General features: G+C 33.0%; 22 protein-coding genes, 1 tRNA gene and 1 pseudogene. 18 read left to right on the plus strand and 6 right to left on the minus strand.

Features of this window, described 5'->3' with window-relative positions:
• Positions 1-213 precede the first annotated feature (213 nt).
• Both AC4FQX_RS14495 and AC4FQX_RS14500 read right to left on the minus strand, forming a co-directional pair.
• The gene (locus AC4FQX_RS14495; RefSeq protein ID WP_491168438.1) at positions 214-2,457 is read right to left on the minus strand and encodes a cation:proton antiporter; all 2,244 of its coding nucleotides are present in this window, start codon (positions 2,455-2,457) and stop codon (positions 214-216) included.
• A gap of 85 nt (positions 2,458-2,542) precedes the next feature.
• Positions 2,543-2,935: a hypothetical protein gene (locus tag AC4FQX_RS14500; protein ID WP_491168439.1), complete on the minus strand. Its 393-nt coding sequence runs from the start codon at positions 2,933-2,935 to the stop codon at positions 2,543-2,545.
• 205 nt (positions 2,936-3,140) lie between these two features.
• Here AC4FQX_RS14500 and AC4FQX_RS14505 point away from each other — a divergent pair, with 205 nt between their 5' ends.
• The 5 genes and pseudogenes from AC4FQX_RS14505 to AC4FQX_RS14525 all read left to right on the plus strand — a co-directional run bounded on the left by AC4FQX_RS14505 (position 3,141) and on the right by AC4FQX_RS14525 (position 7,942).
• Positions 3,141-3,578: a hypothetical protein gene (locus AC4FQX_RS14505; protein WP_491168440.1), complete on the plus strand. Its 438-nt coding sequence runs from the start codon at positions 3,141-3,143 to the stop codon at positions 3,576-3,578.
• Between the two features lie 75 nt (positions 3,579-3,653).
• A complete protein-coding gene (locus AC4FQX_RS14510) occupies positions 3,654-4,136 on the plus strand; it encodes a septal ring lytic transglycosylase RlpA family protein (RefSeq protein ID WP_491168441.1) in 483 nt (160 codons plus the stop codon).
• A 146-nt stretch (positions 4,137-4,282) separates the two neighbouring features.
• Positions 4,283-6,019, plus strand: a complete 1,737-nt coding sequence (locus AC4FQX_RS14515; protein ID WP_491168442.1) for a bifunctional metallophosphatase/5'-nucleotidase — start codon at positions 4,283-4,285, stop codon at positions 6,017-6,019.
• A gap of 210 nt (positions 6,020-6,229) precedes the next feature.
• Positions 6,230-7,134 (plus strand): annotated as a pseudogene (locus AC4FQX_RS14520) (virulence RhuM family protein).
• A 397-nt stretch (positions 7,135-7,531) separates the two neighbouring features.
• Positions 7,532-7,942: a Fic family protein gene (locus AC4FQX_RS14525; RefSeq protein ID WP_491168443.1), complete on the plus strand. Its 411-nt coding sequence runs from the start codon at positions 7,532-7,534 to the stop codon at positions 7,940-7,942.
• 321 nt (positions 7,943-8,263) lie between these two features.
• Here AC4FQX_RS14525 and AC4FQX_RS14530 read toward each other — a convergent pair whose 3' ends face one another.
• From AC4FQX_RS14530 to rseP, 3 genes are all read right to left on the minus strand, one after another.
• The gene (locus AC4FQX_RS14530; protein WP_491168444.1) at positions 8,264-8,842 is read right to left on the minus strand and encodes a DUF2971 domain-containing protein; all 579 of its coding nucleotides are present in this window, start codon (positions 8,840-8,842) and stop codon (positions 8,264-8,266) included.
• A gap of 147 nt (positions 8,843-8,989) precedes the next feature.
• A tRNA-Asn gene (locus tag AC4FQX_RS14535) sits at positions 8,990-9,063 on the minus strand.
• A gap of 84 nt (positions 9,064-9,147) precedes the next feature.
• Entirely contained in the window at positions 9,148-10,491 is a 1,344-nt protein-coding gene (rseP, locus tag AC4FQX_RS14540) for an RIP metalloprotease RseP (RefSeq protein WP_491168445.1), read from the minus strand.
• A 344-nt stretch (positions 10,492-10,835) separates the two neighbouring features.
• Here rseP and namA point away from each other — a divergent pair, with 344 nt between their 5' ends.
• The 12 genes from namA to proC all read left to right on the plus strand — a co-directional run bounded on the left by namA (position 10,836) and on the right by proC (position 24,652).
• Complete coding sequence (namA, locus tag AC4FQX_RS14545; protein WP_491168446.1) at positions 10,836-11,906, plus strand: NADPH dehydrogenase NamA; 1,071 nt, start codon at positions 10,836-10,838, stop codon at positions 11,904-11,906.
• A 120-nt stretch (positions 11,907-12,026) separates the two neighbouring features.
• On the plus strand, positions 12,027-13,091 hold the full coding sequence (locus AC4FQX_RS14550) for a Gfo/Idh/MocA family oxidoreductase (RefSeq protein WP_491168447.1): 1,065 nt from the start codon (positions 12,027-12,029) through the stop codon (positions 13,089-13,091).
• 85 nt (positions 13,092-13,176) lie between these two features.
• Entirely contained in the window at positions 13,177-14,127 is a 951-nt protein-coding gene (locus AC4FQX_RS14555) for an aldo/keto reductase (protein WP_491168448.1), read from the plus strand.
• 171 nt (positions 14,128-14,298) lie between these two features.
• Positions 14,299-15,525, plus strand: coding sequence for an MFS transporter (locus tag AC4FQX_RS14560; RefSeq protein WP_491168449.1), 1,227 nt, complete (start codon positions 14,299-14,301; stop codon positions 15,523-15,525).
• A 302-nt stretch (positions 15,526-15,827) separates the two neighbouring features.
• Positions 15,828-17,099 (plus strand): serine--tRNA ligase, encoded by a 1,272-nt coding sequence (serS, locus tag AC4FQX_RS14565; RefSeq protein ID WP_491168450.1) that lies wholly within the window; start codon positions 15,828-15,830, stop codon positions 17,097-17,099.
• Between the two features lie 105 nt (positions 17,100-17,204).
• Positions 17,205-18,980, plus strand: a complete 1,776-nt coding sequence (locus AC4FQX_RS14570; RefSeq protein ID WP_491168451.1) for a tetratricopeptide repeat protein — start codon at positions 17,205-17,207, stop codon at positions 18,978-18,980.
• A gap of 38 nt (positions 18,981-19,018) precedes the next feature.
• Entirely contained in the window at positions 19,019-19,330 is a 312-nt protein-coding gene (locus AC4FQX_RS14575; protein ID WP_491168452.1) for a DUF4286 family protein, read from the plus strand.
• Between the two features lie 60 nt (positions 19,331-19,390).
• The gene (rsmA, locus tag AC4FQX_RS14580) at positions 19,391-20,203 is read left to right on the plus strand and encodes a 16S rRNA (adenine(1518)-N(6)/adenine(1519)-N(6))-dimethyltransferase RsmA (protein WP_491168453.1); all 813 of its coding nucleotides are present in this window, start codon (positions 19,391-19,393) and stop codon (positions 20,201-20,203) included.
• Entirely contained in the window at positions 20,193-21,545 is a 1,353-nt protein-coding gene (gene mgtE / locus AC4FQX_RS14585; protein ID WP_491168454.1) for a magnesium transporter, read from the plus strand. Before rsmA ends, mgtE begins: the two co-directional genes overlap by 11 nt.
• Before the next feature lie 915 nt (positions 21,546-22,460).
• Positions 22,461-22,853, plus strand: a complete 393-nt coding sequence (locus AC4FQX_RS14590) for a hypothetical protein (protein ID WP_491168455.1) — start codon at positions 22,461-22,463, stop codon at positions 22,851-22,853.
• Positions 22,854-23,144: 291 nt separating this feature from the next.
• Positions 23,145-23,807, plus strand: a complete 663-nt coding sequence (locus AC4FQX_RS14595) for an ATP-binding cassette domain-containing protein (RefSeq protein ID WP_491168456.1) — start codon at positions 23,145-23,147, stop codon at positions 23,805-23,807.
• 68 nt (positions 23,808-23,875) lie between these two features.
• Positions 23,876-24,652, plus strand: coding sequence for a pyrroline-5-carboxylate reductase (gene proC / locus AC4FQX_RS14600; RefSeq protein ID WP_491168457.1), 777 nt, complete (start codon positions 23,876-23,878; stop codon positions 24,650-24,652).
• 88 nt (positions 24,653-24,740) lie between these two features.
• Here proC and AC4FQX_RS14605 read toward each other — a convergent pair whose 3' ends face one another.
• Positions 24,741-25,229 (minus strand): DUF4265 domain-containing protein, encoded by a 489-nt coding sequence (locus AC4FQX_RS14605; RefSeq protein WP_491168458.1) that lies wholly within the window; start codon positions 25,227-25,229, stop codon positions 24,741-24,743.
• A 283-nt stretch (positions 25,230-25,512) separates the two neighbouring features.
• Here AC4FQX_RS14605 and AC4FQX_RS14610 point away from each other — a divergent pair, with 283 nt between their 5' ends.
• Positions 25,513-26,466, plus strand: coding sequence for a 2-hydroxyacid dehydrogenase (locus tag AC4FQX_RS14610; protein ID WP_491168459.1), 954 nt, complete (start codon positions 25,513-25,515; stop codon positions 26,464-26,466).
• Positions 26,467-26,488: the final 22 nt, after the last annotated feature.

Below are 26,488 nucleotides of genomic sequence, written 5' to 3' on the forward strand. Positions count from 1 at the left end.
TAAGATGATTAGGAAAGGCGTTTTGAGCGGATGTCTTTCCGAAAAACAAAAAACATCCCCATAAAGGATGTTTTTTGTCGTTATGAGTAAAGCCCTAGCTAAAAACATATTTCGTTTAATACAGCGATTTAAAATATAGAATTATAGTATAAATAAAACAGGTTCGATTAAGATTATTTTAATCGAACCTGTTTTTACTTTAGATGTTTAAAATTAATATTCTTTTGAAAGAAGTGCTTTTATCATTTTTTTATTTCCTACAACCCATAATACATCATTTTTTTCCAGAAGTAAATTGGATTCAGGATTAATAAAACGTTGTCCATTCCTTTCAATACCTACAATAAGTCCATTTGTTTTTTCTTTGATTTGAGAAGCTTTAATGCTTTTCCCTATAACCTCTTCATTTGTAAGAGTAAAATATTCTAATACGATATCAGTAGCTGTTATGTCTGAATCCGGAATATTACTTTCATTAATGAATTTATTGAATTGTTCTACCTGTTCATCACTACCAATTACATAAAGAATATCTCCAGGGAAGATTTGCTCATTACAGCTAGGTATATTTATCGTGATATCACCTCGTTTTATAATCGCAATGTTAATTCCCATTTTTTCTCTTACACCTAATTCCTGCAGTGTTTTACCTAATATATTGGATTCCTGTGCAATCTCAAAACTAGTCATGTGACCATCCCATGGGGTTAATTCACTTTTGTTATTGGATGCTTTTACTCTTTCCCTGTCATTAAAGTTCTTAAGAAAGTGATTTTCGATTTTATTATACAATGACTGTAATTTTTTTGGAAATAAAATGAAAGAGATAATAAATAGAGACAAAGCTATTAAGGCAATTAATGGTGATAAGAAATAATTTAGTAATAAACCGATATAGAATATTGCTAATATGACTTTTAATAATAATAGAATTATAAGCGGACCATAGCTTTTTCTGTCTTTTTTTAATTCGTCAATGGCATTACCAGCAACTCTTCTTAGTGATAAAGCCCATAAAAAAGGAGATAAAACAAGTAAAGTAACTATGGTAATAATAATATTTCCCCATTGAATATGACTTACAATTGGAACAGCGAATTTGGAAACCAGTAAGATAATTGCAAGAATAATTACAGAGTTCACTATGATTTGAATTATAGTTGCTTTTATTACTCGCTGCCAGTTACTTGTGGTTTTAATTGCTTGTGCATTATTACTGTAATTTGTAATGGCTTTCTGCCATCGTTTTGGTATTATCTTTTCTAATTTATTATAAGTAGGTATAGAGGACTTAATCATAAAAGGGGTTGTAAATGTTGTGATAGCTGAAATAGCCACGACGATTGGGTATAAAAATTTACTGGTTACCCCTAATGTCATTCCTAGTGTAGCAATAATAAAAGAAAATTCTCCAATCTGTGCTAAACTCATTCCCGCCTGAACAGACTGTTTAAGAGGTTGCCCTGAAAGTAATGCACCTACTGTAGTACTGAAAGTTTTACCAAAAATAGTAACCAAGGTTAGTATAATAACAGGGATGGCATATTCAATAAGTGTTGCGGGATTGATCAGCATACCTACAGAGACAAAGAAAACGGCTCCAAATAGATCTTTGACCGGTTTAATAATGTGTTCTATTCTTTCTGCTTTCGTTGTTTCCGCTATGATCGATCCCATAATAAAAGCTCCTAAAGCAGGAGAGAATCCAGCCATGGTAGCCAATATAACCATCATTAAGCAAAGCCCTAATGATACTATAAGCAGAGTTTCGTCAGTCAGGAGATTTTTTGCTTTTTTAAGTAAGGTCGGAATAAAGAAAATACCACCTATGAACCATAGTATTAAGAAGAAAAATAACTTTAATACAGATTCGACTAACTGAATACCGGCAAACTGTTGGCTTACTGCAATAGTGGATAATAATACCATCAATAAAATAGCTACTATATCTTCAATGATCAGAGCGCCAAATACAATACCGGCGAATTTTTTTCCTTTTACGCCCAATTCATCGAAAGCCCTTAAAATAATAGTAGTAGAAGACATTGATAATATAGCTCCAAGGAATATACTATCCATCATATTCCATCCCATCAGTTGTCCAACTGAATAGCCTAGAAAAAGCATAAATACAATCTGAAATATTGCTGTTATTGATGATGTTCCTCCGACTTTCATTAGTTTTTTGAAACTAAATTCCAGACCTAAACTGAACAAAAGGATGATAACTCCTATTTCTGCCCAGACTTCAACACTGTGAATTTCCTTAACAGAAGGAAAAAAGGTAATATAAGGACCTGCAAGGAATCCTGCTACTAAATACCCCAAAACAAGAGGTTGTTTTATTTTTTTAAATAATAAAATTGCAACAGCAGCTGTCATTAATATTAACCCCAGATCGCTGATCAGAGGATATAAATGTTGAGAAATTGTTGTTGCGTTTTCTAATTCATTCATATTGTAGGATTATTTTTTTAATTAAACAGAATATTATGAAATGGAATTTCATAATAGGTGGTAATTGTAAAGTAGAATATACAGATTACCAAAAAGCGATAGGACTGAAAAAAACAGCAGTATATCTGTGTTTTAAAGTAGCATATCTACAGATAAGAAGATTCTCTTTTAGAATAAAAAATAAGTGATCGTTTTCTTTTTTAGAAGATACTGTCCTTTTTATAAAGTCAGAGAACGTTTTTTTTATTTTTGAAGTATGTTTTGTTTCATTATTATCAACAGAAGTCTCGGATTTTTTATCTTTATTTAGCCCTTTCTTAAAGCAGAATGAGACGGTTTGTTGGTTCGTTTTAGAATAAAATATTTTGTTTTCTTCTTTTCTGATTTCATTTGAGAATCGGGATGACGTATTGCCGTTAATGAAACCAATAACACTAATTAAACTTATCCAAAAAATAAAAATTATTTTTTCTCTCATTGTTACAAATATAATGATTTTATTCGAAAAATTATATTGGAAAACAGTTTCAAATGTTTAAATTACTTCTTATTTTACAGTAAATAAGGTTATTTTATTATTAAGATTGGTTCTAAATTAAGCTTTTGGAGTTGTAGTAAGATTACAACAGATTTGAATTTGACTATTAATTCCTATTTTTGTTTTCAATAAATTTATAAAATATATGTACAATACAATTAAAGAGATCCATTCAGGATGGGCATATTTAGTTTTAATTATTTTAGTAATTGCTTTTGTAAATGCGTTAGTGGGCTTTAGTTCTAAAAAGAAATTTATAGGTAAAGATTACAAACTTTCATTATTTGCATTAGTTTTTTCACACATTCAGTTATTGATTGGAATTGTAATGTATTTTTTGTCTCCTTATCTTTCTTCAGCAAAAGCTGCAGGTATGGGGATAACTATGAAAGATGCTACTTTACGATTATATGTTGTAGAGCATCCGTTAATAATGATTATAGGTATTGCCCTGATTACTATTGGATGGTCTAAGCATAAAAAAGCATCTACAGATCATATTAAGTTTAAATTAATCTCTATCTTTTACGGAATAGCTTTAATTTTGTTCTTAAGCAGAATTCCATGGCAGGTATGGTTCTAAACAAAAAATAGTAGAAGCCCTTTCAAAAGGGCTTTTTTATTTTAGGCATAATAATTGTGTAACAGATTGATAATTATGAAAGTTGGTATTATGCGGTATAAATATTTTTTCCTTTTAGCAGTATTTACAATAACAGTTTCCTTTAACAGTTATGAAGGTAAATCAGATCAGTCTGCCTGTTTATCATCAAAGTTGATAAAAGAAGCAGAAAAAGTAGTAGATTCCGATTCGGTTGCAGTTGTCAAAGAAGAGAATTTCAAGTTTTACAAAAAAGACGCTCATGCTTCCTATTATGCAGATAAGTTTAATGGAAGAAAAACAGCTAGCGGTAAAAAATTTAATAATTCCAAATATACAGCAGCACATAAAAAACTGCCTTTTGGGACAAAACTGAAGATCACGAATCAGTCCAATAATAAATCGGTAATTGTAGAAGTGAACGACAGAGGTCCTTTTATTGCCGGAAGAGAGATAGATTTATCAAAAAAAGCTTTTTTTGATATAGCAAAAAATAAATTACATGGGGTTCTAAAAGTAACTATAGAGATTATAGATTAGGATTTAGAGTAACAGAAGTAATAATTCAACAAAAAAGAGAGCTGATTTAAATCAGCTCTCTTTTTTGTTGAATTATTACTTTAAAAAGTATTGTTTAAAAACTGTTTTTCTTAATTTTATATTTTCTCATTAAAAAATAATATAAAATGAAACAATTCCAGATTTTTACATACTTGATGCTGTTTTACAGCATAAGTATATTTGCCCAAAAGAAAGAAGTAAATATTAAAATTCTACAAACCAGTGATATTCATGGAAATTATTTTCCATATAATTTTATAGACGAAAAGCCATGGAGTGGAAGTCTTTCCCGTGTAAGCAGTTTTGTTAAAGAACAAAGAGCCCTATATAAAGATAATCTGTTATTATTAGATAACGGAGATATTCTGCAAGGTCAGCCCACAGCATATTATTATAATTTTATCGATACCGTTTCTACACATCTTTGTGCAGACATTATGAATTATATGAAATATAATGCAGGAACAATGGGAAATCATGATGTAGAAACCGGACATGCCGTTTATGACCGTTGGATTAGTGAATGTAAATTTCCGGTGTTAGGTGCAAATATTATCAGTACCGCAACAAAAGAAACCTATTTAAAGCCCTATCAGATATTTGATATAGAAGGAGTAAAAGTAGCGGTATTGGGAATGATTACTCCGGCAATACCAAGTTGGCTGCCGGAAAGTTTATGGACCGGATTATCTTTTGAAGACATGATCGATACTGCTGAGAAATATATGCAGATTATTAAAACAAAAGAAAAACCGGATGTAATTGTTGGTGTATTTCATGCTGGACAAACCCCCACTGTAGTAGCAAATAAATACAGAGAGAATGCTTGTGTAACCATTGCGCAGAATGTTCCCGGTTTTGATATTGTAATGATGGGACATGACCACCTGCAGGAGAGCCGAACCGTTAAAAATAGCAATGGAGATTCTGTCCTGGTTATTAATCCGGCAAACAATGGAGATGTGGTTGCGACTGTGGATATTAAGCTGATCTTAGAAAAGGGAAAAGTAAAATCAAAAGATGTAAAAGGCTATTTAACAGATATGAAAAATTATGAGCCGGATGCTGATTTTATAAAAACCTTTGCTCCTCAGTTTACCGCTGTAAAAGATTTTGTTTCTAAAAAGATTGGAAATTTTACAGAAACAATCTCAACTCAGCCGGCTTATTTTGGACCATCTGGATTTGTTGATTTGATTCATACATTGCAATTGGATCTTACAGGAGCAGATATTTCTTTTGCCGCACCTCTTTCTTTTAATACAGAAATTAAAGCAGGAGATATATACGTAAGTGATATGTTTAAGTTATATAAGTATGAAAATATGTTGTATACTATGGAGCTGACAGGAGAAGAAATAAAAGGGTTTTTAGAACAGTCTTATTTTATTTGGACCAATCATATGAAAACAGCTAATGATCATTTGCTATTATTTAAAAACAATCCTAAAACAGGAAAAGAGCAATTAGCGAATCCGAGTTATAACTTTGACTCGGCAGCAGGGATTATTTATACGGTTGATGTAACGAAACCAAGATGGAGTAAAGTGACCATTGAAAAAATGGCTGATGGAAAACCTTTTGATTTGAAAAAGAAATATAAAGTAGCGATGAGCTCCTATCGTGGTAATGGAGGAGGAGATCTTTTTACAAACGGAAGTAAGATACCGCATGATCAACTACCTTCTCGTATTCTTTCAGCTTCTACAAAGGATTTACGTTATTATTTAATGCAACATATAGAGAAACTGGGAACAGTTACTCCAAAGGCTTTAAATCAATGGAAATTTATCCCTGCCAATATTGTAGAACCAGCGGCAAAAAGAGATTTTGAATATCTGTTTAAAAAAGGTAAAGAATAAATTAAAATCATTTAGGATATAGAAAGACGATCGGAAATGGTCGTCTTTTTTTATAAAAATGACTTAACTTTAGTCCATAAAACGGCGATCCGTAATTATAGGATTAAGAGAACAGATAGAAAATTATGGAAGAAAGTTTAAAAAAATTTTATTTTATACACCGCACCAAATGGAGAAATACGAGTTGATGTTTTGCTTCAGAATGAATCGGTGTGGTTAACTCAAAAAACTATTGCTGAGTTGTTTGGTGTACAAAGACCTGCTATTACAAAACATTTGTTAAATATTTTTGAGTCGGGAGAATTAGAAGAAAATTCAGTTAGTTCCATTTTGGAACATACTGCCGAAGATGGTAAAATATATGATACCAAATTTTATAACCTAGATGCTATTATCTCTGTTGGTTATAGAGTAAATTCGGCTAAAGCAACCCAATTTAGAATATGGGCCACTACAATTTTAAAAGAGTATATCATTAAGGGGTTTGTACTTGATGATAACAGATTAAAGCAAGGTCAGGCTGTTTTTGGTAAAGATTATTTAAAGAGTTACTGCAAAGAGTTCGTTCTATACGAGCTAGTGAAAGAAGAATTTATCAGCAGGTAACGGATATTTTTGCAGAATGCTGTATTGACTATGATAAAAATGCAGAAGTAACAAAATATTTTTATGCGATGGTTCAGAATAAATTCCATTTTGCTATTGTAGGGAAAACAGCAGCTGAAATTATACAAAGTAGTGCTGATAAGCAAAAAAAGAATATGGGTCTGATTACATGGAAAAATAGTCCTGATGGTAGAATTCTAAAACAGGATGTTATAGTTGCTAAAAATTATTTAGAAGAAAAGGAAATAAAACAGTTGGAGAGAACAGTAACATCTTATTTTGACTATATAGAAGGTTTAATCGAGAGAGAAAACACTTTTACGATGGAACAGTTAGCAAGAAGTGTTAATAAATTTTTGGATTTCAATGATTATAAAGTTTTAGAAGGCAAAGGCAAAGTATCCAAAATACAAGCTAATAAAAAAGCAATAATAGAATATGATTTTTTTAATAAAACACAAAAAATAATTTCTGATTTTGATAAAGAAATTAGAAAATCAGATAAATAGGAATTCCTTTTTCGTATTATTTCGGTCTCTACAAAGGATTTACGTTGATTATTTAATGCAGCATATAGAAGAAACTGGGAACTATTACTCCAAAGGCTTTAAATTAGTGGAGATTTATTCCCGTAAATATAATAACCTGTTATAAAAATAGATTTTGAATATTTGTTTAAAAGGATAGCTAATGAGGGATTTTGTTATATAAAAAAGAATCAAATAGTTTTTCTATTTAATTGTGTAAAGATTAAAATCTCTAATTGCCTCAGAAAATCATTATATCTGAGGTGATTATTTTAATTAATTGCCTCATGAAATACAATTGGCAATTTCCTGATTGGGCAGAATTGGAAGGGCTATTGCTGAAAAATACCTTTCTCAATCTTTGAACAGACCTGTATTAATGAGCCTCTCAAGTACTATTGAAAAGAATAAAAAACTCTATTATCAAAAGTTGAAACAAGCACAAAGAACTTTGGAAATTACAGATTGGATTTATTATTTCTCTTCAGTGATTTTTGAAGCGCAGAAAGCCGCAAAATTAACGATTCAGCTTACTTTAAATAAAGCAAAATTCTTTGATAAACAGAAGCACCTTATTAATGAAAGACAGCTTAAAGTTTTGTTGAAAATGTTTGATTTCGGATCACAAGGTTTTGAAGGAGGAATGACATCTAAAAAATATATGTCTGTTACCAAAACTTCCAGAGCTACAGCAACACGAGATTTACAGGATTTAGCAGAGAAAAAGATTCTTATTCAAAAAGAAGCGGGGAGGAATGTGAGATATGAGCTTATTATTGATTTCTGTTAATTGTCTGAGACTATCAGATCAGAATAGTCTGTTGAAACTGTTTTAAACAAAAAATCCTTTTTTATAATGTTGTGAGCTAATGTTGTTGTAAGTGTTTTAATGGTTTAAATTTCTAAATTCAAGCCAATTTTTTAATTCTGATTCTTTTAATATATGTTTTTCTGAATATTTATCTATTATTTTTTTGTATTGATTGAATTGAAAAGAGGATAATCTTGGGTTTGCAAATATTTCAAAATCTAGAGTTTCAATATTTGGTAGTTTGAATCTTAATCCTGTCTCATTTCCAATTTCATTTGTAAATCCAACTATTCTATATTCTTATTCATGTTTGAAAGATAAGTGTTTTCTAAAAGCGGAAAATTTCATTAATGATTTCTTTTCGTTGTCCATCATTTTTTCAAAATTTTGATAGAAAACTTTACCTACAACTAATAGGTTAATTTTATTTGTAGGTTCATTTTGTAGATCTTTCGTGTCTTTAATAATTTTTTGAAAACACTCCCTTTCGAATCTTATTACAAAACCAGATTTCCCATAAGTATCCCACATCCCAAAGGATTCAGCATCATTCAAAATCCAACAACTTACAAATCGTTTTTTTTGTTTTTTAATTAGATAGCTTTTAATTTCTTTAAATCGTTTTTTGCTATTTTCTATTATTTCATTCCATTTAGAATCAGAAATTTCAGGATTCGCATCTTCAGGTTTTGATAAGGATAGGGATGTTAATTCATTTATATCGTAAGGTTCAATATTTTCTAAATTATCTTCAAATGTGTCAAGTCTTGCTAAAAATATACTATTTGTATCAAGAAAGTCTATTAGTTTTTCAATAGTTAAATATCTATAAACGTATTTTTCAGTAATAGTCTTTGTGTGATAAGTTTCCCATTTCATTTTATTATGGTTTTATGTAATTGTTTATGTTCTGTAAAATCTATATTAGACTTTATTCAAACAAATATATATAAAATGATATGTGAAAAGTAAAACTATGGTGCATAAAAAAAGACGACCATTTCTGATCGTCTTTTTCTTTTGTTGCTCCCCCTCTTGGGCTCGAACCAAGGACCCTCTGATTAACAGTCAGATGCTCTAACCAACTGAGCTAAGGAGGAAGGCATATTGCCTTGTAAAGCGGTGCAAATATAGGGCTAATTTTGATTCTTCCAAATAAAAAGATAAAAATTTTTCAATTTTTTTTACTTGCCCATTATCGCCCGATAGATGTCATTACCGTTAGCAAAAAGCAACAATGCTATAAGTAAAACAAAACCAACCATTTGTGCATATTCTAAGAATTTGTCACTTGGTTTTCTGCCTGTAATCATTTCATATAATAAAAACATAACATGACCTCCGTCAAGAGCAGGAATTGGTAATAAGTTCATTACACCAAGCATAATCGACAGAAGCGCTGTAATGCTCCAGAAATTTTGCCACACCCATTGTTCCGGGAAAATGTCAAAGATCGCTTTAAAGCCTCCTACGCCTTTATAAGCACCTGTTTTTGGGTTAAAGATGGCTTTTAATTGCTGACCGTAGCTTAATACCTGATCTTTTCCTTTTATAATACCTGCAGGAATAGCTTCCGCAAAAGTATATTCCTGTTTGCTGAATTTGTAGACTCCCAGCTTTTCAAGGCTTACCATACCTAATCCACCCTGATAAATTCCTAATTTACCTTCTTTATCAACCGATAAGGTTACAGGAACTTCTTTTTCATCTCTGAGTACAATCGCATTTATGGATTGTCCTTTTTTATCTTTAACGATAGCACGTACCTGATCTGCATATTTTGTTGCTTGTCCGTCGATGCTTTTAATAATATCCTTTGGAAGAAGTAGATCTTTGTTGGCAGAAGAGTCAGCAACAGCAGCCACAGTAAAAGGTTGTCTAAGACCGATAAAAGGTTCTCTTTTACCGTCCATTAATTTATCAATAAAATCAACAGGCAGATCAATCTTTTGTTCTGCTCCGTTTCTTTCAATAACAATATGTTTAGCAAACAGCATTTTAACAACAATATCATTGAATTTTTCGATCTTTTCACCGTCTATCTCAAGGATCTTATCACCAGTTTTCAGACCAATCTGTTCTCCAACAGCACTTGTCACTTCAATACCGTCTTTTAGTTCACTGTTTTTTAGATAGACATCACCATAAGCATATGCCATTCCAATATAGATGATAAAAGCAAGAATAAAATTGACTGTTACCCCACCCAGCATGATAATCAATCGCTGCCAGGTTGGTTTAGAGCGGAATTCCCATGGTTGTGGTGGTTGAGCCATTTGTTCTTTATCCATACTTTCATCGATCATTCCTGATATTTTCACATAACCACCCAGAGGGAGCCATCCGATACCATATACTGTTTCTCCAATTTTCTTTTTGAAAAGAGAGAACTTAACATCAAAAAACAAGTAGAATTTTTCAACTCTGGTTTTAAAAAGTTTTGCAGGAATAAAATGCCCCAATTCATGAAGGATGATCAATAAGGATAAACTCAAGAAAAATTGACCAAGTTTGATAACTATTTCCATTTTTAAAATTTAGATTCAATTAAATAAACGCACAAAAGTAAGGTTTTCTGTTTTAATATATCCGACTATATTTTGTCAGAACGTTTTAAATGTTTGTTAATATGTTAGAAGAGAAATATTTTTATAAGATGTGAGATGAAGTGATGATGTTTGTATAAGGGTGGTTTTAGAAAATATAGTGTAATCGATTTCACTTCTTAACGTTTAATTATCAAACAGGATTGTCTGATATTTTAACAGAATGCCTAACTTGTACAATTCTTATTTCACTTTTTTTTAATATAGAAAAGTACAGAAACAGAAGAGTTTACGAATTATAAATCAGTTATTTTAAACCAATAGTTATGGCATCAAAATTATTTACTCCGATTCAGATAAAAGATATAATCATTAAAAACAGGATTGTGATCTCGCCTATGTGTCAGTATAGCGCAGTAGACGGATTTGCGAACGATTGGCATTTGGTACATCTTGGAAGCAGGGCAATTGGCGGAGCGGGACTAATCATACAAGAAGCAACTGCTGTTTCTCCCGAGGGAAGGATTTCTCCGGCAGATTTAGGTTTGTGGAACGACGAGCAGATTACAGAATATAAAAGAATTACCACTTTTATCGAACAGCAAGGAGCTGTTCCTGGGATTCAACTGGCACATGCCGGTCGAAAAGCGAGTTATGATGTTCCATGGAAAGACAGAAAAATGTTATCCGAAGAAGATGGCGGATGGGAAACTGTTGCTCCGAGTGCCATTCCTTTTCATGAAGGCGATGCGGTACCGGTTGCTATGGAAAAAGAAGAAATTGTAAAATTTTTACATGATTTTAAATCAGCTGCAGAAAGAGCGGTAAAGGCAGGTTATAAAGTACTGGAAATTCATGCCGCACATGGATACCTGTTACATCAGTTTTTGTCTCCTTTAAGTAATAAAAGAACAGATGAATATGGAGGAGGTTTTGATAATAGGATTCGTTTACTTTTAGAAACAGTACATGAGGTTAAAAAAGTATGGCCAAATAAGTATCCTTTGTTTGTCAGAATTTCTGCTACAGACTGGGCAGACGGAGGATGGAATGCAGATAATTCTGTAAAATTAGCAAAGATTCTTAAAAAAGAAGGAATAGATTTGATTGATACTTCATCAGGTGGATTAGTGTCCTATCAGAAAATTCCGATACAATCGAATTATCAGGTGCCTTTTGCAGAGCGTATTAAAAAAGAAGCGGAAATACTAACAGGAGCAGTAGGTCTGATTACAGAAGCAAAACAAGCAGAAGAGATCCTTGAAAAAGGGAAAGCCGATCTAATCCTGATTGCAAGAGAATCATTGAGAGACCCCCAGTTTCCTTTAACCGCAGCACAGGAACTGAAAGAAGATATTATATGGCCAAGCCAGTATGAGAGAGCTAAGTTAATTTAAAAACGGTTATGATATTCGCAATATGGTATTTCAAAACCTTTGTGACTTTGCGAGAAACAAATAAAACCTTTGCGAACCTAGCGTAAGTCTTTGCGCTCTTCGCGGTTAAACAAAAAACAAATGCAAAAAATAAAAACAGCTTTACTTTCTTACGGTATGTCCGGTAAAGTATTTCATGCTCCGTTTATAGAGCAGCATCCCGGTTTTGAATTAATCGGAAGTTGGGAAAGAAGTAAAAAAAAGATTCAGCAGGATTATCCCGGTGTGAAAAGTTATCCTATGCTATCTGATTTACTTCAGGATAAAGTAGATTTGGTAGTGGTTAATACACCAATCGAAACACATTATCAATATGCAAAACAGGCATTACTAGCTGGTAAACATGTTATAGTAGAAAAAGCATTCACCACTACAGTTGCAGAAGCAGAAGAGTTGAAGACAATTGCAGAACAGCAAAAAGTAAAGTTGTCCATATATCAGAATCGTCGTTGGGACAGTGATTTTAAAACCGTCAAGAATATTCTTTCTCAAAAGCTGCTGGGTGATATTGTAGAGGGTGAAATTCATTTTGATCGTTTTAATCCATTATTAAGTCCTAAGCAACATAAAGAAACGAAGAATGCCGGGGCGGGAATCATAATGGATTTAGGTTCCCATATTATTGATCAGGCTTTATGTTTGTTTGGTATGCCCGAAGCTGTTTTTGCTGATTTGCGAAAAACCAGACGGCATACAGAAGTAGCGGATTATTTTGATTTATTGTTGTATTATCCTTCTTTTCGAGTACGATTAAAGGCAACTTTTTTTGCCAGAGAACCTATTCCGTCCTATGTTTTTCATGGAAAAAAGGGTTCGTTGTTAAAGAAGAGAGGAGATGTACAGGAAGACGATCTGAAAGCGGGTAAAAAACTGAATTTGCCAGAATGGGGCAAAGAACCGAAACATCTTGAAGGAATACTACATACCGAAACAGATGGAGATATTCTGAAAGAGAATATTCCCACTCTTTCCGGAAATTATTATGAGTATTATGATTTGATGTATCAGGCGATCACGGAGGATAAAGAAGTTCCCGTTACAGCATCTGAAGGAATACAGACGATGAAAATAATTGAAGCATCTGAAAAAAGTAATAATGAAAACAGAATAATTTCATTGATTGACACTGGTAAAAACGTGTTTTAACGTGTTTTTTTATTTAGTAGATTTTAAAAAAGGTATTAAACATAATATGTTTTAGGTTATCAAATAATTTTAAAAATATAATAAAATGAAAAAAAGACAATTAGGAGATTCAGATTTATATGTACAGCCTATTACTTTTGGAGGGAACGTTTTTGGCTGGACGATTGATCAGAAACAATCTTTTGAAATACTAGATGCTTTTACCAGAGCAGGGTTTAATTTTATTGATACAGCAGATGTTTATTCTGTATGGGTACCCGGAAATAAAGGTGGAGAATCCGAAAAGATAATCGGAAACTGGATGAAAGAACGTAAAAATCGTGAAGAATTGATTATTACTACAAAAGTAGGAGCCGATATGGGTGGTGGTAAAAAAGGACTGACTAAAAAATATATTATTCAGTCGATAGAAGATTCATTACAAAGACTACAGACTGATTATGTTGATTTGTATCAATCTCATTATGACGATGTTAATACACCGATTGAAGAAACTCTTGAAGCTTATGCGCAGTTAATTAAAGAAGGGAAAATACGCTGGATAGGAGCCTCTAATTATTCTCCCGAAAGATTAAAACAATCACTGGAAATTGCCAAAGCAAAAAATTTACCGGTATATCAAACCTTTCAGCCGCATTATAACCTGTATGAAAGAGAAGTTTTTGAAAAAGAACTGGAAAAGGTCTGTTTAGATAATAAACTGGGTGTTATTAACTATTATTCCCTTGCCAGTGGTTTTCTGACTGGAAAATACCGTTCCGAAGTAGATGTTTCAAAAAGTGCAAGAGGAGAAGGAGTGAAAAAATATCTTGATGCAAGAGGGCTGAAAATACTCGATGCGTTGGATCAGGTTGCAAAACAGTATAACAGCACACCTGCAACAGTTGCTCTGGCATGGTTAATTGCCCGTCCTTCCGTTACTGCACCTATTGTGAGTGCGACTAGTTTAAAGCAGTTAGATGCTATGATTCAGGCGCCTCAGTTACATCTTGATGCTAAGGGAATAAGTTTACTGGATCAGGCAAGTGCATGGTAGTTTTACATGTTATTTGTGAGAGGTAAGATGTAAAATGTGATTACCGGATATTACAACAACTGGATACTGAAAACTTTTTACATTTTACTTCTCTCATTTTACAATAAGTAGTAGTTTTGTGTCGAAATTCAGAATACAAAATAAACTGCTTTACTTTAGAATTAGAAGTTAATGAACCCAAATACAGAAGAATTAAATAGAAGTTCCGGTTCCGGGACTAATGCTGCGATTTCCGATGCATCCGTAAGAAATCCGTATAATAAAAATCGTGTCCGACTGGCGGTGGCAGCATTCTTTTTTGGCCAGGGTCTGTGTTTTTCCACCTGGGCAAGCCGTATTCCTGATCTTCAGACAATGTTACATTTAGATGAAGGAGATTTGGGGACTATTTTATTTGCATTACCGTTAGGACAATTGATAACCATGCCTTTTTCAGGGAAATTAATTGCAAAATTTGGAAGCCATACCATAGTAGTACTGGCATTGTCCTTTTATGCTTTTTCCTTAACGAATCTCGGACTGGCGACAGAAGCATGGCATTTAGCTATTTTTCTGATGCTGTTCGGATTGTGTAGTAATTTATCCAATATAGCCGTTAATACACAGGGAGTTTATGCCGAAGAATTATTTGGAAGGCCCATTATGTCCTCCTTTCACGGGGTCTGGAGTATTGCCGGTTTCACAGGAGCCTTGTTTGGTTTTTTAATGATGTATCTGAAAGTAACACCTTATGTCCATTTTTGGATTATGGCAGTTATAGTCTGGGGTCTGGTGTTACTGAACTATAAATTTCTTACCAAAGTAAAAACAGTTGTATCAACCGTTGTTCAGAAGAAAAAACGTTTCTCTAAACCAGACAGTATGTTAATGCAGTTAGGTATTATTGGTTTTTGCAGTATGGCTAGTGAAGGAGCAATGTTTGATTGGAGTGGTGTTTATTTTAAAAAAGTGGTTCTGGCAGAAGAAGCACTTGTTATTTTAGGATTCCTCTCTTTTATGATTATGATGGCTTCCGGTCGTTTTCTGGGAGATAAATTAATTGTTCGTATCGGAAGAACACGATTAATGCAGATAAGTGGGGTTCTGATTTCTACAGGATTGTTGATTTCGGTCTTTTTTCCTTATTTGATATCTTCCACAATTGCCTTTATGATGGTTGGTTTAGGTGTTTCCACAGTAGTCCCTATTGTATACAGTCTTGCCGGTAAAAATAAATCTGTACCGCCAAGTGTTGCACTGACAACCGTTTCCAGTGTGAGTTTCTTAGGGTTTTTGTTAGGCCCTCCGTTTATAGGATATATTGCAGAGTTGACGAATTTAAGAGTTTCATTTGCCTGTATCGCAATATTCGGATTCTGTATTAGTTTTCTGGTTGCAAAAATGAAGGCAATCGAGTAGTATTTAGAAAAAAGAAGAAAGAGACAAGAAGAAAGACGTTAAAGTATTCAGTAATTCAGTTCTCAGTATTCAAATAGCTTTGCGTCTCTGCATCTTTGTGAGAAATAACCTTTTGCGTGCATTGCGGTTAAAAATATTCACGAGTGTCAGAAAGAAAAATAATTCTGCAAGAAATTATTAATTGTCTATCAATTACTCCTGCGAACCTCACATTTTACTTTTTACAAATAACATTTTACACCCTAAACGGAATTCTGAAAACAATTCGTTAAATTTGCTCACTTTATAAATTATTAGAAAATATGTTACAGATAGCATTTATTAGAGAAAACCAGGAGAAGGTCATCAAAACACTGGCAAAAAGAAACATGGATGTCAGCGTTATTGTGAAAGAAATCGTATTACTTGATGAAAAACGCAGAGCAACACAAGTTGAATTAGATACCATTTTGGCAGAATCGAACAAGCTATCCAGAGATATAGGCAAATTAATGAAGAGTGGTGAAAAGGCAAAAGCAGAAATTCTAAAAGAAAAAACCGCTCAGTCTAAAGAAAAAACCAAAGAGTTAGCAGAAACCTTACAAACTGTTTCTGATGAACTGACTCAGAAATTATATACTTTACCTAATTTACCGGCTGATATTGTTCCCGAAGGAAAAACACCCGAAGAGAATTTAGAAGTGTTTTCTGCCGGAACCATTCCCCTATTACACGAAGGGGCTCAACCACACTGGGATTTGGTGAAAAAATATGATATTATAGATTTCGAATTGGGAACCAAGATCACAGGAGCAGGTTTCCCTGTTTATAAAGGAAAAGGAGCCCGTTTGCAAAGAGCGTTGATCTCTTATTTTTTGGATAAAAATACTGCAGCAGGTTATACCGAAATGCAGGTGCCATATTTAGTGAACGAAGCTTCAGGCTACGGAACAGGACAACTGCCGGATAAAGAAGGGCAGATGTATCACGTGGGAGTAGATGATTTGTATCTGATCCCTACTGCTGAGGTTCCGGTTACCAATCTATTCAGAGATGTTATTTTACAGGAAAGTGAATTACCCGTAAAATATACAGGATATACACCTTGTTTCCGTAGAGAAGCAGGTTCTTACGGAGCACATGTAAGAGGTCTGAACCGTTTACACCAGTTCGATAAAGTAGAGATTGTACGAGTAGAGCATCCCGATAATTCTTATGCTGCACTGGACGGAATGGTAGAACATGTAAAAGGAATTCTCGAGGAGCTGAAATTGCCGTACAGAATTTTACGTTTATGTGGCGGAGATATGGGCTTTACGTCCGCTCTGACCTATGATTTTGAAGTATTTTCTACAGCGCAGGATCGTTGGTTAGAAATTAGTTCTGTTTCTAATTTTGAAACGTTCCAGTCTAATCGTCTGAAATTGCGTTTCAGAGATAAAGACGGTAAAAATCAGTTAGCACATACATTGAATGGAAGTTCATTAGCACTTCCAAGAGTTCTTGCCGGAATTCTTGAAAATTACCAGACACCAGAAGGGATTATTATTCCGGAAGTGTTAAGACCATATACAGGTTTTGATATCATCAATTAAAAGATCACCATTGATTTATAATATAAATAGTCTGCTGACCAATACATTACATTATGGGTTAGCAGGCTATTAAAAGTTTCTGTAACTTTGAGAAAATGTTCAAGGATGAAGACTGTTTTTCTATTTTTTACTCTGTTTTTTTCGATGCTTGTTTTTGGGCAGAGCGAACAGTTAGCCAAAGATTATTTCGATAAAGGAGAATTTCAAAAAGCACTGACGATTTATGAGGAGATTTATCGCGTAAATTATAGTTCAAATATTTATCCTAAAGTAGTAGAATGCTACCAGCAGTTACAACAATTTGACAAAGCAGAACAAACCATTCAGAAACGATTAAACACCTTTAGGCAATCTGCTTTATTTGTTGATCTGGGGTATAATTTCCAGTTACAGAAAGAGCAAAGCAAAGCACAGAAATATTATGATTTGGCGCTCGAAGCGATTAAAACCAATCCGAATATTGTTTACAGTACCGCCTATTCTTTCGAATCCAAAGTATTACTGGACTATGCTTTAAAAGCCTATGCTTTAGCTCTTGAATCTAATCCGAATTTTAATTTTGATTATCAGATGGGGCTGATTTACGGTCAGCAGGGTAATACGGATATGATGATTAGTAAGTTTCTGGATTATTCCTATCGTTATCCCGAAAATAATATTGCCGTTCAAAATCAGCTTTCCCGTTTTCTGAGTGAAGATGTAGATGCTATTTTCAGTACCGCTCTCAGAAAAGCGTTACTTTTAAGAGCTCAGAAAAACCAGGATATTTTCTGGAATAATTATCTGAGTTGGTACTATGTACAGGAAAAAGATTATGAAAAAGCATTTATCCAGGAAAAAGCGATTTATAAACGTAATCCTAAAACCTTCTCGAATATCGTCAATCTGGCACAATTAGCCATTGAAGAAGATGAAAAAGAAACAGCAAAAGAAATTCTGACCTATATATTAGAAAATACAGAAAGTATCGATCTGAAAATTCAGGCACATTATTTTTTGATTTCAATGAGAATTGAAGAAGCAAAAGAAAAGGATAATATTGCTATTACGATGGAACTGGAAAAGTTAATCAGTCAGTTTGGAATTAATTCTTATACTTTATCGCTACAATTATTACAGGCACATTTTGTAACCTTTAATTTGAATAAATCCGAGGAAGGAAAAGCGATTTTAAAGAATGCTCTGAATCTCAATCTGAATAAATATCAGGTAGCTGATGTCAAAATGGAGTTGGCAGATATATTGCTGTATGAAGAGAAATTTAATCAGGCACTAATTTATTATTCTCAGATTGAAGAAGATCTGAAAAATGATGCTGTTGGACATGAAGCAAGTCTGAAAGTAGCCAAAACAAGCTATTTTAAAGGAGATTTTGACTGGGCAAAAAAACAACTGAAAGAATTAAAAGCTTCTTTTTCACAACTAATTGCGAATGATGCACTGGAGTTGTATCTTTTGATCAATGATAATACTGTAGCCGATTCTACTCAAGTAGCTCTGAAAAAATTTGCAAAAGCAGATTATCTGTTATATCAGAATAAAACCGCTTTAGCATTAGTACAATTTGAATTAATTTTACAACAACATAAAGGAGAAGAGATAGAAGATGAGACGTTGTTGAAAATAGGAGAGATTCAGCAAAAATTAGGGAATTATGACGAAGCATTACGTCATTATCAGAGAATTATTGATGAACACAGTGACGGAATTTATATTGATGAAGCCCTTTATTTTTCGGCGGAGATCTATAACGATCATCTGAAAGACCCGGAAAAAGCAAAAGCATTATATGAAAAGATACTTTTTAATCATCAGGACAGTATTTACTTTATTGATGCCAGAAGAAAGTACAGGCAGCTGAGAGGAGATACGAATAGTTAATAAAGAATACAATACAATTTGAAACATCTAAAGATAAAATGATAGTATATAATATAACTTTCAGTATTGATCCGAGTATCCATAACCAGTGGTTAAAATGGATAAATGAAAAACATATTCCCGAAATGATTGCTACAGGTAAATTTTCCGGGGCAAGAATGGTAAAGGTGTTGATAGAAGAAGAAATGGGCGGAATAACGTATTCTGTGCAGTTTATGACCGATAGTAAAGCAACTTTGGAACGCTATTATAAAGAAGATGCCCCAAGACTAAATCAGGAAGGATTAGTGTTGTTTGCAGATAAGATGCTGACCTTTAAAACCGAGCTGGAAATTATAAGTGAACACTGATCCGTTAAATATTGCTCTTTAATAAATAAGTCTGTAATCTGCAAATAGCAAAATATACCCATGAGTAAAGGAAATAAAAAACCATTTGTTGAAGATGGACAGGTTCGTGCCAAGAAACATCTTGGACAACACTTTTTAAATGATGAGAATGTAGCAAAAGGTATTGCTGATACTCTTACGCTTAACGGGTACGATAAAGTTCTAGAAATAGGTCCCGGAATGGGCGTTCTGACAAAATATCTGCTGGAAAAACCGGTTACTACCTATGTTATCGAAATAGATCAGGAGTCAGTTACCTATTTACAGACCAATTATTTGAAATTATCTGATCGGATTATCTCCGAAGATTTTTTAAGATATAATATCAAAGGTGTTTTTGGAGACGAACAATTTGCTATAATTGGAAATTTTCCATATAATATATCTACACAAATTGTGTTCAAAGCATTAGAGTACAGAGCACAAATTCCCGAGTTTTCCGGAATGTTCCAGAAAGAAGTAGCAGAGCGCATCTGTGAAAAGAAAGGAACAAAAGCCTATGGGATTTTATCCGTTTTAGTACAGGCATTTTATGATGCCGAATATCTTTTTACAGTAGACGAACATGTTTTTACACCGCCACCCAAAGTAAAATCCGGTGTATTGCGTCTGATTAGAAAAGAAAACTATCATTTACCTTGTAATGAAAAACTGCTTTTTACTGTTGTAAAAACAGCCTTTAATCAGAGAAGAAAAACATTACGTAATAGTTTGAAATCATTGAATCTACCTGATGAACTGAGAGAAGAGAAAATTTTTGATCTCAGACCCGAGCAACTTAATGTGGAACAATTTATAGAACTTACTCAAAAAATAGAAAGTAATGGAGTTTAAAATCAGTAAAGACATGATTGTTCAGTTAGAACAATTGATCGTAAGTAAGAATGACAAGGAGCTTGAAGTCTTACTTAAGGACATGCACCATGCTGATATTGCAGAGATTTTAAACGAACTGGATTTTGAAGAAGCAACCTATATCTTCAAGGTGCTTGATAGTGAGAAAACCTCTGAGATCCTTCTGGATCTAGAAGAAGATTTAAGGGAGAATATATTAAGCCGACTTTCTCCAAAAGAGATTGCAGAAGAGCTTGACGAGCTGAATACGGATGATGCGGCGGATATTATTGCTGAACTTTCTCAGGATTTGAAACAGGAGGTAATCTCTGAGATTCTTGATGTAGAGCATGCTAAGGATATCGTTGATCTGTTGCGTTATGATGAAGATTCCGCAGGGGGATTAATGGGAAAAGAGTTAGTGAAAGTCAATGAGAACTGGACGGTACTAACCTGCGTTAAAGAAATGAGAGCGCAGGCAGAGAATGTTTCCAGAGTACACTCCATTTACGTAGTAGACGATGAGAATCGGTTAAAAGGGCGTTTATCCCTGAAAGATTTGCTTACCTCTTCGACCAGAACCCCAATTAGCGATGTTTATATCCGAAAAGTAGATTATGTAAAAGTAACCACACCCGATGTTGAGGTAGCGCGTATTATGCAGAAATATGACTTGGAAGCCATTCCGGTAGTAGATGAACTGGGCAGATTAGTGGGAAGAATTACCATTGATGATATCGTTGATGTTATTAAAGATGAAGCAGATAAAGATTATCAGTTGGCTGCGGGTATCTCTCAGGATGTTGAGGCAGATGACAGTATCTTTGAGTTAACACGTGCAAGGCTGCCTTGGTTGGTTTTAGCGCTGTTGGGAGGTTTTGTTACCGTAAGGGTGCTTGGCTTGTTTGAAGGCGCGATGGAGGTGCACGGGGCCTTATTCTTCTTTACACCGTTGATTGCTGCTATGGCGGGGAATGTAGGCGTACAGTCTTCCGCAATTGTAGTACAGGGTTTAGCAAATAATACTTTAAAAGGTTCTCTGATAAAGCGCCTTATTAAAGAAATTTGTTTAAGTTTATTAAATGGAGTTATTCTAGCAGTTATTTTACTGATAGGGAGTCATTTTTTATTAAATGTAGAGGCAGTTATAGGCTTTATTGTTACAATAGCATTAGTGTCTGTAATTGTGATTGCCTCTTTAATAGGAACTTTTATCCCGATGATGTTAAATAAGATCGGAATAGATCCTGCACTGGCTACAGGACCTTTTATTACAACAAGTAATGATATTTGTGGAATATTAATTTATTTTTCTATAGCAAAACTGATTCTGGGCTTTTAAAAAGGTAAAACAGTTATTATCTGATATAATTTGTTGAAACTGAAAATTAGTTAAAGTCTGATCAATGGTTTAAATTTTAAAGTCATTTATTTTGAGTAAATAAATGACTTACTTCCGTCTCTCTTTTTTTATTAAAAAAGACCTGATACTTATATATAATATTTTAGGAAATAATATAAATAGATTTATATCATAAATAGCTCCATGATATCTTCCTTCTTTTAATTGTGTTTCTATAAAATTATATTCTGTTTTAGTTGTAGAATAGAAGGTTGTTTATATTAAATAGTAATGGGTAGAATATACAATTTTTATATGATATGTTTTTATTTACAGAGGTTTTTTAGAAGTTATTATTAAAAATTATAATAATGTATTAATGATTGTGAAATCTCAGTTTTGCTGATTTTTTTTGTTTAATTTGTGTTTTTTAACGATTTTTGATAAATTTTTTATCAAAAAACACTTTAGTTTGCTTGTTTTTTTAATGTTTTAGCAAAACTCTTTTTAAAACATTACGGAGAAAATAGTAGCTAATATTTTTAAAGTAACCTTGCAAGGATGTTTTTGAAAAAAGAAATATGTAAAATAGTCGGAGTTAATACCGAAACAGCGACTTTAAAACTGAAGGTAGGTGATGTAAATAATAAATAAATTGAAAAAAACATTTTTCGGAATATTGGCTACTATAATGATTTCAGCAAATTCTTTTGCTGTAAACTCTATAGTTAAAAAAACAGAAAGTGTATTAACTGTATAGAAAATAAAAATTGAAACTAGTAAAGTATCATTACCTGAGAGTGATTGGGCTGGTTTTGTTTGTTGGTTATTTGGAGGGCACTGCCGATAATTATAATTATTTTTAAATTTAAGGTAGGTGAAATTATTTGCCTACCTTATTAAATATAAACTACCATGAAAAATAAAATAATTATCCTTTTAATTCTTTTTTTAACATCAACAATGTATTCTCAAGATCAAAATATTATAGGTAAATGGGAAAATATTGGAGAAAAAAATCATATAAGTGGATTTGATTTTAATTCTGATAACACAGCTATAATGTATAGTGATAATCTATCTTCACCTCCATTTAATTTAAGTATTGATAGAACTAAAACGCCTGCTTGGCTTGATATGACGTTGTATAAAGATGGAGTCTTAGTAATGATGCGAGGTTTGTTTGAGTTTATTGATAAGAACACCATAAGGTTAATGTTGTCTAGGGAGTCTAAAAGCTATCATCCTGAGGGATTTAGTGATAAAAGTGATAAAGATATTTTATTTATTTTGCAGAAATATAAATAGTCCAAAAGACAATATGAAAAATTTAATTAAATATTATTTAGATCTAAATTTGTTCAATTTAATCTATTCTGTTCTAATGGGTATTGTATTTTGGAATATAAAATATATTCCAATTATTTTTTGTACAATGGGTACACTTGTAGGTTTTTTGAGTTATAATTTTTTTTACAAAAACGAATATTTTTTTTATTATAATTTAGGTTATTCAAAGAGAAACTTACTATCTAAGGTTGTGTTTATTAATATTATCATAGGTGTTACTGTTTTTTTACTAATCAAATAATCAGAATTATGAATACATTAGAAATAAAAAAAGCAACTAAATATTATAAAAAAAAATGTATTCTTAATGCTATTTCTTTAGAATTGAAAACAAATGAAATTTTAGTTTTATTTGGTAGAAATGGAAGTGGAAAATCTACATTATTACAACTCATATATGGAACAATAAAAGCAGATAATATTGAAATAGTGATTAATAACACAATAATTTCCCCGAAAGATATTATTTCCAGTAAAAAAATTGCCTATTTGCCTCAAAACACATTTTTGCCTAAAACCCTTAAAGTTTCTGAGATAATAAGAATGTCTTTTGAAAATGGAGAAAAACAAGATAAAATATTTTATGCTCCGGGAATAAATAAATTACAGGATAAACAAATTCGAAACTTATCGTTAGGTGAATTACGTTATTTTGAAATAGTATTAATCAGTAATTTAAACCATGAATTCTTAATGCTTGATGAGCCTTTTTCAATGGTGGAACCTTTATATGTAGAGCTTATAAAAGAATTATTAAACTCTATAAAAAAAGAAAAAGGTGTTATTTTAACAGATCATTATTATTCCGATGTTTTAGAGATGGCAGATCGTATGTTTTTGATAAAAGAAGGAGAAAGAATATTGATAAATGATAGAAATGATTTAATTATTAATGGATATATAAAAGACTAAAGATATTATGAATAAGAATTTTGTAGATTTGAATTATTCTGATTTTTTTAATTAATAAAGCACATGATATGAAAATTGTTATTATTGGCGGAGGTAATCTGGGGTCTTCTATTGCTCTGGGAATCTCTAAGTTTACAAAAGGGAATACACTTGTTGTTACAAGACGAAATTTAGAATCCATACGTTTTTTAGAATTGAACGGAGTAATCTTATGTTCTGATAACATAGAGGCAGTTAAAGATGCTGATGTGGTTATTCTGACTGTTAAACCGTATCAGGTTACGACTATTCTTTCCGAATTACAACCCCATTTAAAAAATAAAATTGTTGCTTCAGCAGTTAGCGGGCTTTCCATGGAGGCTCTTCAGAAGCAACTGGATAAAACTACTGTTGCGATCCGTATCATGCCGAATATTGCCATCCAGTTTGGTGCTTCTGCAACCTGTGTAACCGTTCGTGAAGAAGATAAAAAAGTGACAGAACCCTTCTTGTCTGTATTAGCGATATTAGGTTCTGTAGTTGAAATTGCTGAAAATATGATGGATGCAGCAACCGTTCTGGGTGCCTGTGGGACCGCTTATGCGTTGCGTTATATACGAGCAGCAATGCAAGCCGGAATAGAGATTGGTTTTGATGCACAGACGGCGCTGGCAATTGCTTCACAAACGGTAAAAGGAGCGGCAGAAATGGCGTTGCAGGAAAAAGTACATCCGGAACAGCTGATTGATAGGGTTACAACTCCTAAAGGCTGTACTATTGCCGGATTGAATGAAATGGAACATAGAGGTTTCAGTTCTTCTCTTATAAAAGGAATTAAAACCTCATTGCAGAATATTAAAGGATAGATTTTTAATTTATATTTCCATTTTTTAATATAATTATTTAATTCTGCTGTATAAAGCCGAATTTACTTTTGAAGTAAATCTGGCTTTTTTATATTTCTTCAATATCATCCAAATGTTTTGCTGATAAACAAGGCTCTGCATAATCCAGAATCTCCTGATCGGTATATTTGTCCAGCTGTTCCTTTATAATCTTATAATCTGTTTCCTTTAGTATTTCCATTGCAAAAAAAGCATCGTTTGCCAGTTCAGATATACAGTTTAGTTCCTTAAAAACCGTTTGGATATGCTCCGTATCAATATTCTCTTTAAGAATTACGACTTGTACAATTGAATTTTCTGAAGAGTCCAGTACCTCTCTGAAAGTAATATGGTCTTCGTTCAGATCATATTCGGCAAAAAAGATATCTCCCGTTGCAATCAGTGGACCATAAAAAGGAATAGAATCTAGTTTGTAGATGCCTTTTTCAGTATCGATGATTTTTGCCCATAAAGTTTCTACAGTAGTTTCATCAAGTACATCGCTATAGTATCGAAATAGTATTTTTTCTAAATTATCTGTCGTTTTGGTCATTTCCATTTTTTATAATCTTCAAATGTAGGAATTTGAATGGGGATTTGAAAATGGTTACTGATTTAACCGCAATGTACGCAAAGGTTTTTTTCTCGCAAAGACGCAAAGCCGTTTGAATACTGGAAACTGATTTCATATTAAGATATTGGACTTTTGACTTTCAACAGTTTTGTTTTGATTACTGAACACTGCGACTGTATACTTTAACATCTTTCTTCTTGGCTCTTTCTTCTTTTCTCTAAGTAATAAATACAATTTCATATCTTTGAAACGCTAAATAAATCATATTTTGGAACATAAAAACATTAAAATTCTTCATATAGACAGTAACCATCCGTTACTTTGGGAACAGTTACAAGCATTGGGTTTTAGTAATCATGAAGATTTCAGATCTTCAAAAGCAGAGATTGAAGAAAATATCCATGAATATCATGGGATTGTTATTCGCAGTCGTTTTAAAATTGATAAGACCTTTCTGGATAAAGCCGTTAATTTGCAGTTTATAGCCCGTGTAGGAGCCGGACTGGAAAGTATCGACTGTGATTATGCTATTAGTAAAGGTGTTCATCTTATTGCTGCTCCCGAAGGAAATCGCAATGCGGTAGGAGAGCAGGCTTTGGGAATGCTGTTATCTCTTTTTAATAATCTGAATAAAGCAGATAGGGAAATTCGTCAGGGAAAGTGGATTAGAGAAGGAAATCGTGGACATGAACTGGATGGTAAAACAGTAGGGATTATTGGATATGGAAATATGGGGAAATCTTTTGCAAAAAAGCTAAGAGGTTTCGATGTTGTTGTATTGTGTTATGATATTCTGGATAAAGTGGGAGATGACAATGCGAAACAGGTTTCTCTGGAAGAATTACAGCAAAAAGTAGATGTGTTGAGTTTGCATACGCCATGGACACCGGAAACAGATAAGATGATTACTACAACCTTTATCGATAGTTTTAAAAAACCGTTCTGGTTGATTAATACAGCTCGTGGAAACAGTGTTGTTACAGCAGATTTGGTAAAGGCATTGCAATCAGGGAGAGTACTGGGAGCAGGATTAGACGTTCTGGAATATGAAAAGCTCTCTTTTGAAACTTTGTTTACTGAAGGGAAGATGCCGGAAGCATTTGAATATTTGATTCAGGCACAAAATGTATTGCTGACCCCACATATTGCAGGTTGGACTTTTGAGAGTCATGAGAAATTAGCACAAGTCATTGTGGATAAAATAGTAGCTATTTACAGATAAGAATTGTTTTTTGAGCCTTTAG

The sequence above is a fragment of the Flavobacterium sp. AK-301 genome, from assembly GCF_058310215.1.

Coding starts and splice junctions, on each gene's coding strand:
- AC4FQX_RS14570 (WP_491168451.1), top strand. CDS start 17,205: ATGAAGACTGTTTTTCTATTTTTTACTCTGTTTTTTTCGATGCTTGTT.
- rsmA (WP_491168453.1), top strand. CDS start 19,391: ATGAGTAAAGGAAATAAAAAACCATTTGTTGAAGATGGACAGGTTCGT.
- namA (WP_491168446.1), top strand. CDS start 10,836: ATGGCATCAAAATTATTTACTCCGATTCAGATAAAAGATATAATCATT.
- mgtE (WP_491168454.1), top strand. CDS start 20,193: ATGGAGTTTAAAATCAGTAAAGACATGATTGTTCAGTTAGAACAATTG.
- serS (WP_491168450.1), top strand. CDS start 15,828: ATGTTACAGATAGCATTTATTAGAGAAAACCAGGAGAAGGTCATCAAA.
- AC4FQX_RS14500 (WP_491168439.1), bottom strand. CDS start 2,935: ATGAGAGAAAAAATAATTTTTATTTTTTGGATAAGTTTAATTAGTGTT.
- AC4FQX_RS14560 (WP_491168449.1), top strand. CDS start 14,299: ATGAACCCAAATACAGAAGAATTAAATAGAAGTTCCGGTTCCGGGACT.
- AC4FQX_RS14515 (WP_491168442.1), top strand. CDS start 4,283: ATGAAACAATTCCAGATTTTTACATACTTGATGCTGTTTTACAGCATA.
- rseP (WP_491168445.1), bottom strand. CDS start 10,491: ATGGAAATAGTTATCAAACTTGGTCAATTTTTCTTGAGTTTATCCTTA.
- AC4FQX_RS14505 (WP_491168440.1), top strand. CDS start 3,141: ATGTACAATACAATTAAAGAGATCCATTCAGGATGGGCATATTTAGTT.
- AC4FQX_RS14550 (WP_491168447.1), top strand. CDS start 12,027: ATGCAAAAAATAAAAACAGCTTTACTTTCTTACGGTATGTCCGGTAAA.
- AC4FQX_RS14575 (WP_491168452.1), top strand. CDS start 19,019: ATGATAGTATATAATATAACTTTCAGTATTGATCCGAGTATCCATAAC.
- AC4FQX_RS14595 (WP_491168456.1), top strand. CDS start 23,145: ATGAATACATTAGAAATAAAAAAAGCAACTAAATATTATAAAAAAAAA.
- AC4FQX_RS14605 (WP_491168458.1), bottom strand. CDS start 25,229: ATGGAAATGACCAAAACGACAGATAATTTAGAAAAAATACTATTTCGA.
- AC4FQX_RS14590 (WP_491168455.1), top strand. CDS start 22,461: ATGAAAAATAAAATAATTATCCTTTTAATTCTTTTTTTAACATCAACA.
- AC4FQX_RS14510 (WP_491168441.1), top strand. CDS start 3,654: ATGAAAGTTGGTATTATGCGGTATAAATATTTTTTCCTTTTAGCAGTA.
- AC4FQX_RS14530 (WP_491168444.1), bottom strand. CDS start 8,842: ATGAAATGGGAAACTTATCACACAAAGACTATTACTGAAAAATACGTT.
- AC4FQX_RS14495 (WP_491168438.1), bottom strand. CDS start 2,457: ATGAATGAATTAGAAAACGCAACAACAATTTCTCAACATTTATATCCT.
- AC4FQX_RS14555 (WP_491168448.1), top strand. CDS start 13,177: ATGAAAAAAAGACAATTAGGAGATTCAGATTTATATGTACAGCCTATT.
- proC (WP_491168457.1), top strand. CDS start 23,876: ATGAAAATTGTTATTATTGGCGGAGGTAATCTGGGGTCTTCTATTGCT.
- AC4FQX_RS14525 (WP_491168443.1), top strand. CDS start 7,532: ATGAGCCTCTCAAGTACTATTGAAAAGAATAAAAAACTCTATTATCAA.